We start from the raw sequence: 13,978 nt of genomic DNA on the forward strand, positions 1-13,978 counted from the left end.
CCTTGCCCGATAAGACGAGGGGCTTCTTTCATTCCACCTCTCCAGTTCGCGCTGCTGCCTGGCGCCTAGCCTCTCGTCGTTCGGCCCTAAGGGCTTTTGCGGCCAGGCGTGCTTCGCGTCGTTCCGCTTTGGCCTTTTCCGCGGCAAGTCGTTCCTCTTCTTCTTGCCGTTCAGCCTCAGCAATCTCCTCGCGAATCTCTTGGGCCGTCTCCTCGAACGCCTGATCGAAAGTATCGACATCAAAGATCCAGTTCGCTGGAAGCGATGCCAGGAACGGGTCTTCGATCGGCTCGACGATCAGTGCCCAACCTTGGCGCGTCGGGGCGTCGATGTGCATTCTTTGGCTAACGACGTACTGCCTGTATCCACTCGGCGTAATGATGCTCAGGACGTCGGCGGGAGCCGGAAGGACTCCGCCATAGTAAGAAATATCTGTCCCGGCGATACGTTTGAGCTCACCATCTGCTGCTCGTTCGTACACACCGGCGTGGGGCTCACCAGCGAGGCTCATCAAGTCGTGCAACTCGGTATAAAGTTGTCCTAATTTTTTGGGCGATGGATCGGGTGTCTCAACGCGATCGACCGCAGGAAACTGCACTGACTCGGCTGTCATTTCGATTCCCGCTTCGCAGTTTGCTGCTTCTTCCGGTGCCGACGTAGAATCTCGAGCGCATTCGCCGTGCTTATCGGAACGCGTCTCTCCTTTTCTTGCCGAAGGAGTTCTGGAACGTCGTGGATCGATATCAACATGGAGCGGCCGATCTTCTTGGCGATGCCAAGGCGGCGAGCTTCTCCCATGCCGTGCGGCCGGTTATCTTGACCGTCAGAACCTACCATCCTCGACAAGCTCTTCACGCCTGAGGAAATCGCCAGGCGCCTCTCTCATTTGCTCTTGGCTTTCTTGCGAGCCTCGTCGCGCACGGCAATTCTGGCCTGTCGCATGGCGATGAAGTCGTTGTCGGCCGTTAAATTCACATGTGCGGTCTTCGATCCAGGCGAGTAACTCAGCCGTTCAGTGTTACGCCTAATGAAACTTGCGATCTCGTCTGAACTGAATGTCAGATGCCTCCGGACTGTACCGCGGCCAGCGTGCACGAATGCTAGCTCACCATGGCGTACAAGGTCATGGATCGTAGAAGCAGACACATTCAGAGTGCGTGCAGCTTCTGGCAGCGACAAAAGCCCCGGCACCGCCAGCGCCTCCATGCCAGCCAGAAAGGCAACTTGAACGTCCTCGCGACGCCAGCCCATGTCGGGATCTAGCGGCTGAGTGGCGCGGGCGTAGGAGAGGGCGGCGTATTGGAAATCGGTTTTGTTCATAGCCCACCAAGGGAAGAGTTGAAGATTTTTTGCCGCCGGCACGAATGCCGGTTGCATTTGCCCCGGTGGTGGGTCGGGATGCCTTGCGGATTGGTGGGCCGCGGTAGGAAGCTATGTGGTTTAGGTTAGGGCGGTCAAGTGCGAGATCGCCGTCGCTCGCGCATTTGGCCGAGCAACTGTTTAATTTCATCCAGCCCCATCCCTTCCTGGCTCCAGTTGCTGCCTTTTAGTTCTTCAATGCCCCACGACTGCTGCTTATGGTTTCGTCCATTGAAGGCCACGAAGTACCTTGCATAAGCCTCATCGCCTTTGACGAAGTCTTTGACATATTCGTCCATGCTAACGTCCGGCTCGAGCCTATAGAATGGGACTTGGCCTTCTCCCGTAACCCCAATGCGGATCTTCGCCGATCCGTGCTTTTTCCGGTATACGAGCATGTTTTCCAGTGCTCCTCGGACGTATTCGACTGGATCAATCAGGTGGTTGACGATGTCCGAGATCTTTGCATCCCGCGGCAATGCTCTCCTGACCATGGGTTTTCCTATCGCTAATTGATGTTTTCGTATCGCAGCATCTATTGCTGTCGCACAGGTGAGCACTCAGTGCTCAGCCGCCCGCGCCAGGAGGAGCGACATTCTCGAAAACTTCTCGATACTGGATTGTCTGGTTTTCGTCCGAGTCGATCGACTTGCCGGAAGGTGCCACAAGCCGCACGCCGGGGCCGCCAGATCCCGAATAGTTGCCGTCGATAAATGCGATACCGGCGGCTTCGAGGGCGGCTTGCAACGCATCCATAGTGGATTGTTTTGCGTCCGAGCCGTTTTCAATGCGATTTACAGTGTTTGCCGTGACGCCCGATTTGGCCGCAAGATCGCGCACTCCCCAGCCGAGAGCCGCACGCGCCATCTTAACTTGAATCGCCCTCATGTGTACCTCGTACAAATGCGTGTTGACACGGTCGCGAATCCGTGTATTTATGATGACACTGTACAAATACAGTAGGACAAATGCAAGGAGGATACACCAAATGACCATTCATACCGCTATTAAGCCGGCCGACAGAACTGCGCTTCCACGCGCGCTCCTCGGCAGACGACGCGTCAGAAAGTCCGAATACCGTTTTGCATTTGAAATGGGCCAGCGTGGCACTCTGCTCTGCACCGACGAGGCCGCCATAATAGTTGGTCGTGCGCAGTTGCACGGCTGCAGGGACGAATATCTTGTTGAGCTCATCGACGCGGACTGCGATCCGCTCTGGGCGCAAGAACATCAGATTGCATGAGTTTCAATCCTGGGTCCTTCACCCCACAGGTCAGGCGGTGCGCGTCAACCGTACCGCTGGCCGCCGACGGTTCCGCTCTAGGAGGTGTCGGCGGCTCCCAGTTACCCTACGGCCGGCGCGGGCATACCTGCGCGCACACAAGCAGCGCCGGCCGGTTTTCTTTGCCACCACAGCACCCAGCCCGTCGGCGCGAATGCCGGCGGCTTTATTCGTCTCTGTCTTGTTGGCAGATGAAGAAGTGTTGTCACCGAAAATTTACTGAGGATCCTAACAAAAACAAAGGTTTTTGACGTTACCTGTGCGACGTGTTTCGCGGCTGGAGAGTCAACAGATAATGCAATCACTGATTACACCGACGCTTCAGGCAGCATTGGAAGCCCAAGCTTTAAGCGAGGGGCTTTTGACGAGGGACGACTATGTCTACGGTGATCTCCACGGCTATTCACCGGCTTATAAAGAACTGAGAAGAAATTCCCATATTTTATCGTATCTCTGTCTGTTCCCCGAGATAGAAGGAACCGAATCAGAGTTCAATCTCCATGGATTAGCAGAGAGAGTTGGGTTTGGCTTTGGGGCTATCGCTCCGAGGTCGATACGTGCTGATCTGTTGGCAAAACAGTTTAAGGTCGACGAGCGCCAACTAACTGCGCTGATGGCGGAGTGCCACGAACGCGCATATCGATCGTTCGTTGAGCAGCGCAAAAGAATCCTTCCTATTCTTTATGCCTCGCTCGTCAATGAGTGGAAAAGTTCTACGGCGCGCAGGCTGCGGCGAGGGCCATTTTACACCGAGAGCCGCTTTATAAACGAGACGGCTCTTCAGGCAATCGACCTTATGACGAGCTGGTATGACGTCGATCTGTCATCGCCTCCATTGCGCTATGGTGTAGGTTTTGAAGAGAAGTTAGCTGATTGGGCTGATGTTCCACAACGCCTCTTTGATGACCCCGATTTCGAGCTGTGGCTGGATAAGTTGGATGATTTCTATGTGAGACACTTCGCGACGATATTTTGGTCGGCGGTGAATGATAAGGCATTGGCGGCCGGATCGACTGGCAGTAGGACGCCGCCTGTCTCCCCACAGCAAAGAGAAGGCGCGGCAAACCTGGCTGCCCTGATATCTGTGAGCTTTCGAGATGAGCTAACTGTCATTCCGGATCCGAGAGGAATTGCAGAAGCGATCGAGATGGCTAATTCAAAAGAGATGGCGCGGTTGCGAGAGAAAATATTTGAATGGCTTGCCGACGCAGGGCAAAGTGAGACCGTAGAAGCCAGAATCCGCAATGATATTGCTAAGGCGTCGCGGGAAATCAGATTTCTGACGCGCTACAAAGTACTGAATGCGAGTCCTTGGTTCTTCACTACGAAGTTTGCTCTCGGTCATGTGCCGGTTGTCTCTAACATCCTCGCTTACGTCGAATACGGATTAACGTGGTTCGAATCTATCTCGACCAAGCGGAATGTTTGGGTTTCTGTGAAAGATCAGAAATGAAACCCGTTGATTGCCAGCGTCGACACGATTTTTCTAACGGTTATGATAACGGCGAAATTTTTGTCACGTAAATAAAAATTATACAACAAAATCAATTGCTAATGGCGGAAGAGGTGGGATTCGAACCCACGGTACGGTTTCCCGCACGCCGGTTTTCAAGACCGGTTCCTTAAACCACTCGGACACTCTTCCTTGTGCGCCTTATGGCGCAAAGAATATGGCCAATGCAAGGGTCGGGCGCAAAAATCTGCCGCCGGAAGACCCGGCTGGATGACGATTGCGCAATGCGCCGTTAGGGGTTTGTAAACCGTGATCATTAAAATTGTTTCTATCACCGCGAAATCATTCGCAAATTCGCCAGGATGGCCGCCGAGTTAAAGTCTCGTTAGGTGAGTGGGCGTAGGCATGACTGGCCCGTTGTCGGGCAGGTTCTTAACCATACGATCTTGGGCGGCGTGGGACATATGAGACTGGAATGCGGGGCGACCTCTTTCGCAACGGGTACGCGGTGGCTGGCGTTGGCGTTGATGTGCGCCACCGTCACGGCTTGCGGTACGACTTCGCAGGCGCCAAAGAAGCGCGCTCACGGCAAGGAATATTTCTCCGAAAAAGAATATGGCGTCAAAGCCAGCCCGCGCGTTGCCAGTGGCGCAAATATACCGAAGGGGGGCGGGCGCTACATCGTCGGCAACCCTTATGAGGTCAAGGGCAAGTGGTATTATCCCAAGGAGGACTTCGCCTATAACAAGGTGGGCGTAGCCTCGTGGTATGGCTCCGCATTTCACGGCCGGTTGACGGCAAACGGCGAAGTCTACGACCAGATGCATCTTTCCGCGGCGCATCCAACTTTCCCTTTGCCGAGCTACGCACGTGTCACAAATCTCGAAAACGGCTCGTCGGTGGTCGTGCGCGTCAATGACCGCGGCCCTTATCATGAAGGCCGCATCATCGATCTTTCCAACAAGACGGCGGACATGCTCGACCTGCAGCACAGCGGCACCGGCAAGGTGCGCGTGCAGTATGTCGGCAAGGCGCGCATGGACGGGCACGACATGCCTTACCTGATGGCGTCCTACGTGCCGAAGGGAAGCCGGATTCCGGGCGTCAATCCGGGAGGTCAGATCGCAACCGGGGTGATGGTGGCGTCGAACAGCAAGCGGATCACCGGCGATCAGCTGCAGAGCCTTGGGACTTTGACCGTGGATCAATCGCGTGTACCGGTGCCGATGTCTGCGACGGCCTATGGCGGCTCGACGCCGAGCGCTCGCTACAATGCGGCACCGGTGGCGACACCAGCTCCCGTTCTCGGAAATTCAGGACAGGCTTTCGGGCAGATGGTCGTGCTTCCGGAAATCGGGCCCGTTCCCTATGAGCGTCCATATCGTTACGGGCAGGACGGTTCGCTCGCGATGGGCTACCAGGACGAGGACGCGAAGACGGTGACCGTAGAGCTTGCTTTCGACGCCGTCATGGTCCGCAATGACGGGCTGACGCAGGATTCGATCCTCGCCTCCCTCAAGCGCCAGCAGGCAAAACAGATCGCGCCCTGATTGGAAGCGATTGCGCGCAGCGCGCGCTGCCTCTAACGTCCGGAGTCGAACCTTCGATCCTATGGAGCCTCGATGTTGAAGCGTCTGCTTCGTCTTTGTGCGTGCCTTCTGCCCTTCGCTTCGCCATCCTACGCTGCCGAAACCGCGCCCGCCGGCTTTGTAACCAAGGCCGCACAGGCCTACATGATCGAGGCATCCACCGGAACGGTGCTGCTTGCAAAGAACGAGGAGCAGAGTTTTTCACCCGCCTCGCTCGCAAAGCTGATGACGATGGATCTGGTCTTCGGCTCGTTGAAGAAGGGCGAGATCACGCTCGACACCGAATATCCGGTTTCCGAATATGCCTGGCGAACGGGAGGTGCTCCGTCGCGGACGGCAACGATGTTTGCCGTGCTGAAATCCCGCATCCGTGTCGAGGACTTGATCAAGGGCGTCGCCATCCAGGGTGCCAACGACGGATCCATCATCCTTGCGGAGGGCATGAGCGGCACGGAGGGCAATTTCGCTGCCGCAATGACGCGGCGGGCGGAGGTGCTCGGCATGCCGAAAACGGTCTTCGGAAACTCGACCGGCCTGCCGGACGGCAAGAGCAAGGTATCGGCGCGTGACTTGGTGACGCTTGCGATCGATCTGCAGCAATCCTATCCCGAATATTATCATTATTTCGCGCAGCCCGATTTCGAGTGGAACAGGATTTTCCAGCGCAACCGCAACCCTTTGCTCGGCCTTGGACTCGGCGCGGACGGACTGGCGACCGGCTTTGCAGAGGGCGAGGGATATTCGATCGTCGCCTCGGCGGAGCGAGATGGAAAGCGGCTCTTCCTGGCGCTCGGCGGCATTGCTTCCGACAAGGAACGGACCGAGGAGGCAAAGCGCATCCTGGAATGGGGGCAGATGGCCTTCGAGGACCGGCAGCTTTTCGCGGACGAGGAAATCGTCGGCGCGGCCAGCGTCTATGGCGGCCAGGCCGGAAAAGTGGACCTCGTCGCGAAGGGGGCTGTCAGCGTCTACATTCCAGTCAGCAATCCTGACAGGCTCTCGGCGCGGATCGTTTACCGCTGGCCGCTGATGGCGCCCGTTGCTGCCGATGCCGAAGCGGGCACGCTGGTCATATCGGCGGGCGGCCGCGTGTTGCGCGAGGTGCCACTTTACACCGCGCATGGCGTCGAGCAGGGTTCGCTGACGAGCCGGGCGGTCGACGCGCTTCTGGAACTCGGCGAATCGCTGTTCTTCTCGTGGCTCTGGGACAAGGCCGAGCCCACCTGATCGCCATATTCATTGCCTAAATTGCCGGGGAAGGACCGGAAGGTGCCTAGCCTGAAGGTTTCGCTTGGCCCTGTCTTCGGATAGATAGGAAGAAAGCCCGGTGGCGCGGGCGCTGAAGAATACGGGAATGTGTCATTGTCATCCGGTACGGGATTGTTCGTTACGTTTGAAGGCGGGGAAGGGGCTGGGAAATCCACGCAGATCCGCCGGCTGGCGGAAGCGCTGAGGGCGCGCGGCCATGAGGTTCTGCTGACGCGGGAACCTGGCGGGTCGCCTGGTGCGGAAGCCGTGCGCCACGTGCTGCTGTCAGGTAGCGCGGAAGCCTTCGGCACGCGCATGGAAGCCATTCTCTTCGCCGCCGCCCGTAACGATCACGTCGAAGCGGTCATTCGCCCGGCGCTTCTCCAGGGCAAGATCGTGCTGTGCGACCGGTTCATGGATTCCTCGCGCGTCTATCAAGGCGTGACGGGCAATCTCGAGGCGGACTTCATCGAGACGTTGCAGCGGATCGCCGTCAACGGCGTCGTACCAGATTGCACGCTGATCCTGGACATTCCGGCAAGGCTTGGTCTGGAGCGAGCAAAGAAGCGAGGTGCGGCGACGGCGGACCGACCGGACCGTTTCGAAAAGGAAGAACTTGAGACGCACGAAAAACGCCGCGAAGCCTATCTCGACATAGCCGCGCGCGAACCGGAGCGGTGCCACGTCGTCAACGCGACGCAGGACGAAGAGCCGATTGCCGCGGAAATTCTTGCGATCGTCAATCAGCTTCTTGGGCCTGTTGCCGTCGCCAAGATGCCGGAGGCCGCGCATGAGTGACGAGCGGCCGGGGCTTCTGGACGGCGCCATCTGGCCGGCCGAAAACACGAAACTTTTTGGGCATGACGAAGCCCAGGCTTTTCTTTCCCAATCCTATCGCTCCGGCAAGGGCCATCACGCGGTCCTGATCGAGGGGCCGGAGGGCATCGGGAAGGCAACCCTTGCTTTTCGCTTTGCAAACTACGTTCTGTCGAATCCCGATCCGGCAACGGCGCCTGCAACGATCGGCGATCCTGATGCGGCCTCTGCCGTCAGCCGCCAGATCGCTTCCGGGGCGTCGCATAATCTGCTCTATCTTTCGCGTCCCGTTGACGAAAAGACAGGCAAGGTGAAGTCGGCGATCACGGTGGACGAGGTGCGGCGCGCCGGACGCTTCTTCTCGCAGACCTCCGGAACAGGAAACTGGCGCATCGTCATCATCGATCCGGCAGACGACATGAACCGCAATGCGGCCAACGCCATCCTGAAAATTCTGGAGGAGCCGCCCAAACGCGCGCTTTTCCTCGTGCTGTCGCATGCGCCGGGAAAGCTTCTGCCGACGATCCGTTCACGGTGCCTGCCGCTTAAGCTTTCGCCGCTGGACAATGGCGCCTTGGGCGCGGCACTCGCCAATCTCGGCGTAACCGGCAGCGATGCCTCGATGATATCGATCGCGAAAGGCAGCGTCGGGGAAGCGTTGAAGCTCCTGAACTACGGCGGCGGCGAGATCATCGCGGCATACAACGAGGTCCTGTCGGCTCAAGGCCCGACGGCTCGAAAGGCAATGCATCGTTTGGCGGAGGCCTTGTCCGGCAAGGATAGCGACACGATATTCGAATTCTTCGTGAGCCATGTCGGTGACGACCTGATGCACCGGGCGCGCCACGCGGCGCAAGCAGGCGAGCTTTCCGCCGCCGAACGGCTGGCACGCCTGCAATCCGATATCAACGAGCGGCTTGCCGTTTCCGACGCTTACAACCTCGACCGCAAGCAGACGATCCTCAGCATTCTCGGCGACATCAAGCAGCCGGGCCTCTGATCAGCCGGCAAGCAGTTTCCAGGCGACGATCGCGAGCGTGAGCGCAAGCACGATGCGAATCGTGCGTTCATGCAGCTTCGGCGCCAGGAGGCTGCCGGCGATGATGCCCGGAATCGAGCCGACCAGCAGTGCCAAAAGCAGGAGCCAGTCGATCTCGCCGATGATCCAGTAGCCCATGCCGCCGATGAGCGTCAGCGGCACCGCGTGGACGATATCGGAGCCGACGATTTCGCGGACATCCAGTCGCGGATAAAGCACAAGCAGGATCGTTACCCCGAGTGCACCGGCACCGACCGATGTCAGTGTGACAAGGATGCCGAGAGCCAGCCCGAGGATGACGGTGAGAACGGCAATCGTCGCCGGACGGGGCGGGGCGCGCTCGCCAGTGATCCGGCGAGCAAAGCCGAGAATCTGCGCGCGGAAGACAAGCATCACGGCCGTCATGACGAGCAGCCAGCCAAGCGCTGCGGTAATCGTATGGGCAACCTCGACGCTCTTGCGGTCGACGCCTGCCATCAGCCAGAGCATCAGGAGCGCTGCCGGAACACTGCCCGCCCCGAGCGCACCGACAACTCGCCAGTTGATACGGCCATGCATGCCATGGACCGCCGTGCCCGCCGTCTTGGTGACGGCGGCATAGAGCAGGTCGGTTCCGACCGCGGTTGCCGGATGGACGCCGAATAACAGGACGAGCAGCGGCGTCATCAGCGAGCCGCCGCCCACGCCGGTGATGCCGACAAGCGCGCCGACGAAAAAGCCGGAAAGTGAATAGAGAGGCTGAAAATTTTCGAGAAACGTCAAGCGACGGACCTCTGACAGACAGAGAAACGGCTTTTGCCCGCTGCTGGAAATCTCACTTCGGTTGCGCCCTGTTCTTCAGTTTCGCAAGGCCTAGAATGTGGCAGAAAGCGAGTCAAGCTCAGCGCTTCGGCAAACCGCCAAATCATAAGCGCTTTCGAAACTTAGTGTTTCTCTTCTTCATGACATGCGCTAAGAGCGGCTGATATTTCGAGAGAGTAAGCCGGACACGATGGCCGCCATGACAGACAAGACGCCCTTTTACATTACCACCGCGATCTCCTACCCGAACGGCAAGCCGCATATCGGCCATGCCTACGAGCTGATCGCGACGGACGCCATGGCGCGCTTCCAGCGTCTTGATGGCCGTGATGTCTTCTTTCTGACGGGCACCGACGAGCACGGCCAGAAGATGCAGCAGACGGCGCGCGCGGAGGGTATTACCGCCCAGGAGCTTGCCGACCGCAACTCCGGCGAGTTCGAGGCGATGGCCCAGCTGCTGAATGCCTCGAACGACGATTTCATCCGCACCACGGAACCCCGCCACCACGAAGCCTCCAGCGACATCTGGAAGCTGATGGCGGAAAACAGCGACATCTACAAAGATTCCTACGCCGGCTGGTATTCTGTGCGCGACGAGGCCTACTACCAGGAGAACGAGACGGAGCTCCGCGCCGACGGCGTGCGCTACGGGCCGCAGGGCACGCCCGTCGAATGGGTAGAAGAGGAAAGCTACTTCTTCAGGCTTTCCGAATACCAGGACAAGCTCCTCAAGCACTATGAAGACAATCCCGATTTCATCGGTCCTGCCGAACGGCGCAACGAAGTGGTTTCCTTCGTCAAGTCCGGCTTGAAGGACCTTTCGATTTCGCGCACGACCTTCGACTGGGGCATCAAGGTGCCCAACGATCCGTCGCATGTCATGTATGTCTGGGTCGACGCGCTGACCAACTACATCACAGCGACCGGCTATCTCCAGGATCCGACCGGCCCAAGAGCGAAGTACTGGCCGGCCGACATTCATGTCATCGGCAAGGACATCATCCGCTTCCATGCGGTCTATTGGCCCGCCTTCCTGATGTCGGCCAGGCTGCCACTGCCAAAGCGGGTCTTTGCGCATGGCTTCCTGCTCAACAAGGGCGAGAAGATGTCGAAGTCGCTCGGCAATGTCGTTGATCCCGTCAATCTGGTGAACCATTTCGGTCTCGATCAGGTGCGGTATTTCTTCCTGCGCGAAGTCTCCTTCGGCCAGGACGGCAGCTACAGCGAAGAGGCGATCGGCACGCGGATCAATTCCGATCTTGCGAACGGCATCGGCAATCTCGCGAGCCGTTCGTTATCTATGATCGTCAAGAATTGCGACGGCAAGATACCGCAATGCGGACCGTTGACCGACGAGGACAAGGCGATGCTGGCGCAGGCCGATGCGCTGCTCGCGTCGACGCGCGAGGACATGGACAAGCAGATGATCCACAGGGCGCTCGCTTCCATCATCGCCGTCGTTTCGGAAACCGACCGTTATTTTGCAAGCCAAGAGCCGTGGGCGCTGAAGAAGACCGATCCGGCGCGGATGGGCACCGTGCTCTATGTCACCGCTGAAGTCGTCCGCCAGATCGCGATCCTGCTCCAGCCGTTCATGCCGGAATCGGCGGGCAAGCTGCTCGACCTCGTTGCCGCACCAGCCGATGAGCGCGGTTTCGCGGCATTGGGCGAAGCCGGACGCCTCGTTCCCGGAACGCCGCTGGAGGCACCAAAGCCTGTCTTCCCGCGCTATGTGGCGCCGGAAACCTGAGGGTCTGCCATGCTGATCGATACGCATTGCCATCTGGATTTCGCCGATTTCGAGGAGGAGCGAGACGATATCGTCTCGCGCGCTCACCAGGCCGGTGTGAAGCAGATGGTGACGATCTCGACGCGCGTGCGGAAACTCGAAAAGCTGCTCGCGATCACCGAGAAATATCCCTCGGTCTTCTGCTCGGTCGGCACGCATCCGAACAATGCGGATGAGGAGCTCGACATTCAGACTGAAGATCTCGTGCGCCTCGCCAAGAAACATGAGAAGGTCGTCGCGATCGGCGAAGCCGGGCTCGATTACTTCTACGACACGCAGAAGCCGGAGAACCAGAAGACAGGCTTTATGCGTCATATCGCTGCCGCTCGCGAAACACAGTTGCCGCTGGTGATCCATAGCCGCAGTGCCGACGAAGACATGGCGGCAATCCTGACGTCAGAAACTGGGAAGGGGGCCTTCCCCTTCATTCTCCATTGCTTCTCGGCCGGTCCCGCGCTTGCCCGAACCGGCGTCGAACTCGGCGGCTACATTTCTTTCTCTGGCATCCTCACCTTTCCGAAATCCGAGGAGTTGCGGGCGATCGCAAAAACAGTCCCGCACGACCGGTTGCTGGTCGAAACCGACGCGCCTTACCTTGCGCCGAAGCGCTGGCGCGGCAAGCGCAACGAGCCGTCCTATGTAGTGAACACCGCCGAGGTTCTCGCTGAAACGCTCGGCGTCAGCTATGCCGAGATGGCGCGGATCACTACCGAGAATGCTTTCCGGCTCTTCTCGAAGATGCCGAAGGTCTAGCCGCGTGAGCTACCGGCGGCGCTTCACCATTCTCGGCTGCGCGTCGTCGCCCGGCGTGCCGCGCATTACCGGCGATTGGGGCGCCTGCGATCCCGCCAATCCGAAGAACCGCCGTACGCGCGCAGCCTTCATGGTGCAGCAATACGACGACAACGGCGGGGTCACGACCGTCGTCATCGACACCGGATCGGATTTCCGCGAGCAGATGATTGCCGCCAAGGTGCAGCACATCGATGCTGTGCTTTACACGCATCCGCATGCCGACCACATTCACGGCATCGACGATCTGCGCGGCTATTTCCACAACGCACAGCAGCGCGTGCCGATCTATGCCAATCCGTTCACGATGGACCGCATCCGCCAGGGCTTCAGCTATTGCATCGAAACGCCGCCCCGCAGCAATTATCCGCCGATCGTCGAGCCGATCCTGATCGAGGATATGACGCCTATCGCCATCAGCGGCGCTGGAGGCTCGATTTCATTCCGGCCGCATCTGCAGCAGCACGGCGACATACATTCGCTTGGCTTTAGAATCGGTGATGTCGCTTATTGCAGCGATATCAGTGACTTCCCGCCCGAGACTGTCGCAAAGCTTCAGGATCTCGACATCCTCATTATCGACGCTCTGCAATACCGCTATCATCCAAGCCACCTGTCGCTTGAGCAATCACTCGACTGGATCGGCCGGCTGAAGCCGAAGCGAGCGATCCTGACGCATATGCATACGCCGCTTGACTACGACACCGTGATGGCCGAGACGCCCGAACACGTCGAACCCGCCTTTGATCAGATGCAGTTCGAGGTCAAAGTGGATGAGCTCCGAGCAGACTAGCACGACCTGGGAACGGTCGGCACCGGTTAGCGAACCTCAGCGACAACGACATGAGCACGTAGGTTTCCATGAATCCGTCCGCTGCCAAAGCGCTGTTCGAACGCTGCGGCGACCGCTTGAACAGCCTTTTCGTCATCGGCAGCGCGCGCGGCGATCTCCATTTTCAATGGCGTACCCCGACAGAATGCTATTGCGACGTCGCGCGGCGAGGGGGCATGCGCGGCCATGTCTATCGTATCGATCGTCACTTTCCGGAAGCCCGCGTGCCTGAGATCATTCTCGATCGTCTCTCGCTCGTAATAGCCATGCGGCGTTCGTTCGAGAAAACGCGTGGGGTCGTCGGGAAAAGCCGCGACGATTGCCTCGGAAACGGTGCGGGCAATTTCGTTTTCGGCAAGCGAGGCCCAAGTGTTGAAAAGAAACGTCCCTCCAGGCTTCAGCACCCTCAGTATCTGCCCATAACCGCGCTGCTTGTCCAGAAAGAACATCACGCCGAACTGGCAGGCGACAACGTCGAAACTTGCGCTGTCAAAGGGCAGCTCGAGTGCGTCCGCCTGTTTCCACTCGACCTGACGGCCAACGCCCTTCTTCGCTGCGATATCGAGCATCGCCTGGTTCAGATCGGTAGCGACGATTTGGACCTCCGGCGCAAGTCTGGTCGCCATCGCCCGTGTCAGCACACCCGATCCTGCGGCGACTTCCAGAACACGTTCAGGATGGGAGTCCGCGACGCGGGCCGCCAAATCCGAGGCGTATCCCTCGAACAGGATCGGCACGAGGAACTGCTCGTAGATCGCGGGAATGTCTCCTTGGAAATGCGCATCGGTCGCGGTCATTATCTTCTTCTCCTTGGCTTGCCGGCGCATCGCGCCGAGCGAGCGACGCACGACACAGCGGAGCGCTGTCTCTCGATACTTTCCTTGTTCCGAGTAAAGTGTCACACTCAACAGCCAAGGCAACTAGGCCAAAAGACCTAGTAAGGACCACACCTCGACGGTCAACCGGGACGTCCCACAC

Annotated in this window: 15 protein-coding genes and 1 tRNA gene; 9 read left to right on the forward strand and 7 right to left on the reverse strand. The window is 58.7% G+C overall.

The window, feature by feature from the left end:
* Positions 1 to 28: 28 nt before the first annotated feature.
* The 4 genes from ACZ9DP_RS24730 to ACZ9DP_RS24745 form a co-directional block, all read right to left on the reverse strand.
* Positions 29 to 613 (reverse strand): hypothetical protein, encoded by a 585-nt coding sequence (locus ACZ9DP_RS24730; protein ID WP_476203867.1) that lies wholly within the window; start codon positions 611 to 613, stop codon positions 29 to 31.
* Between the two features lie 269 nt (positions 614 to 882).
* Complete coding sequence (locus ACZ9DP_RS24735; RefSeq protein ID WP_476203868.1) at positions 883 to 1,320, reverse strand: helix-turn-helix domain-containing protein; 438 nt, start codon at positions 1,318 to 1,320, stop codon at positions 883 to 885.
* A gap of 134 nt (positions 1,321 to 1,454) precedes the next feature.
* Positions 1,455 to 1,853, reverse strand: a complete 399-nt coding sequence (locus tag ACZ9DP_RS24740) for a hypothetical protein (RefSeq protein WP_476203869.1) — start codon at positions 1,851 to 1,853, stop codon at positions 1,455 to 1,457.
* 73 nt (positions 1,854 to 1,926) lie between these two features.
* On the reverse strand, positions 1,927 to 2,247 hold the full coding sequence (locus ACZ9DP_RS24745; protein WP_476203871.1) for a helix-turn-helix domain-containing protein: 321 nt from the start codon (positions 2,245 to 2,247) through the stop codon (positions 1,927 to 1,929).
* A 100-nt stretch (positions 2,248 to 2,347) separates the two neighbouring features.
* Between ACZ9DP_RS24745 and ACZ9DP_RS24750 the strand changes: the two genes are divergently transcribed.
* Together ACZ9DP_RS24750 and ACZ9DP_RS24755 are read left to right on the forward strand one after the other, a co-directional pair.
* The gene (locus ACZ9DP_RS24750) at positions 2,348 to 2,602 is read left to right on the forward strand and encodes a hypothetical protein (protein ID WP_476203872.1); all 255 of its coding nucleotides are present in this window, start codon (positions 2,348 to 2,350) and stop codon (positions 2,600 to 2,602) included.
* A gap of 334 nt (positions 2,603 to 2,936) precedes the next feature.
* Complete coding sequence (locus tag ACZ9DP_RS24755; protein ID WP_476203873.1) at positions 2,937 to 4,094, forward strand: hypothetical protein; 1,158 nt, start codon at positions 2,937 to 2,939, stop codon at positions 4,092 to 4,094.
* A gap of 102 nt (positions 4,095 to 4,196) precedes the next feature.
* Here the strand turns inward: ACZ9DP_RS24755 and ACZ9DP_RS24760 are convergent.
* Positions 4,197 to 4,286 (reverse strand) — tRNA-Ser (locus ACZ9DP_RS24760).
* A gap of 272 nt (positions 4,287 to 4,558) precedes the next feature.
* Between ACZ9DP_RS24760 and ACZ9DP_RS24765 the strand changes: the two genes are divergently transcribed.
* From ACZ9DP_RS24765 to ACZ9DP_RS24780, 4 genes are all read left to right on the forward strand, one after another.
* Entirely contained in the window at positions 4,559 to 5,644 is a 1,086-nt protein-coding gene (locus ACZ9DP_RS24765) for a septal ring lytic transglycosylase RlpA family protein (protein ID WP_476203875.1), read from the forward strand.
* Between the two features lie 72 nt (positions 5,645 to 5,716).
* Positions 5,717 to 6,910, forward strand: a complete 1,194-nt coding sequence (locus ACZ9DP_RS24770) for a D-alanyl-D-alanine carboxypeptidase family protein (protein WP_476203876.1) — start codon at positions 5,717 to 5,719, stop codon at positions 6,908 to 6,910.
* Positions 6,911 to 7,045: 135 nt separating this feature from the next.
* Entirely contained in the window at positions 7,046 to 7,729 is a 684-nt protein-coding gene (gene tmk, locus ACZ9DP_RS24775; RefSeq protein ID WP_476203877.1) for a dTMP kinase, read from the forward strand.
* Positions 7,722 to 8,747: a DNA polymerase III subunit delta' gene (locus ACZ9DP_RS24780; RefSeq protein WP_476203878.1), complete on the forward strand. Its 1,026-nt coding sequence runs from the start codon at positions 7,722 to 7,724 to the stop codon at positions 8,745 to 8,747. Before tmk ends, ACZ9DP_RS24780 begins: the two co-directional genes overlap by 8 nt.
* On the opposite strand, the gene ACZ9DP_RS24785 is transcribed toward ACZ9DP_RS24780, so the two are convergent.
* Complete coding sequence (locus tag ACZ9DP_RS24785; protein ID WP_476203879.1) at positions 8,748 to 9,548, reverse strand: sulfite exporter TauE/SafE family protein; 801 nt, start codon at positions 9,546 to 9,548, stop codon at positions 8,748 to 8,750.
* 238 nt (positions 9,549 to 9,786) lie between these two features.
* Between ACZ9DP_RS24785 and metG the strand changes: the two genes are divergently transcribed.
* Genes metG through ACZ9DP_RS24800 form a run of 3 tightly spaced genes read left to right on the forward strand, consistent with a single transcriptional unit; the run spans position 9,787 to position 12,961 of the window.
* The gene (gene metG / locus ACZ9DP_RS24790; protein ID WP_476203880.1) at positions 9,787 to 11,337 is read left to right on the forward strand and encodes a methionine--tRNA ligase; all 1,551 of its coding nucleotides are present in this window, start codon (positions 9,787 to 9,789) and stop codon (positions 11,335 to 11,337) included.
* 9 nt (positions 11,338 to 11,346) lie between these two features.
* Positions 11,347 to 12,129, forward strand: a complete 783-nt coding sequence (locus tag ACZ9DP_RS24795) for a TatD family hydrolase (protein ID WP_476203881.1) — start codon at positions 11,347 to 11,349, stop codon at positions 12,127 to 12,129.
* Between the two features lie 4 nt (positions 12,130 to 12,133).
* Positions 12,134 to 12,961 carry an MBL fold metallo-hydrolase gene (locus ACZ9DP_RS24800; protein ID WP_476203882.1) on the forward strand — a complete coding sequence of 276 codons (828 nt, stop codon included), beginning with the start codon at positions 12,134 to 12,136 and terminating at the stop codon, positions 12,959 to 12,961.
* A 26-nt stretch (positions 12,962 to 12,987) separates the two neighbouring features.
* On the opposite strand, the gene ACZ9DP_RS24805 is transcribed toward ACZ9DP_RS24800, so the two are convergent.
* Positions 12,988 to 13,797, reverse strand: a complete 810-nt coding sequence (locus ACZ9DP_RS24805; protein WP_476203883.1) for a class I SAM-dependent methyltransferase — start codon at positions 13,795 to 13,797, stop codon at positions 12,988 to 12,990.
* Between the last annotated feature and the right edge of the window lie 181 nt (positions 13,798 to 13,978).

The organism is Rhizobium sp. USDA 4016 (genome assembly GCF_056279705.1).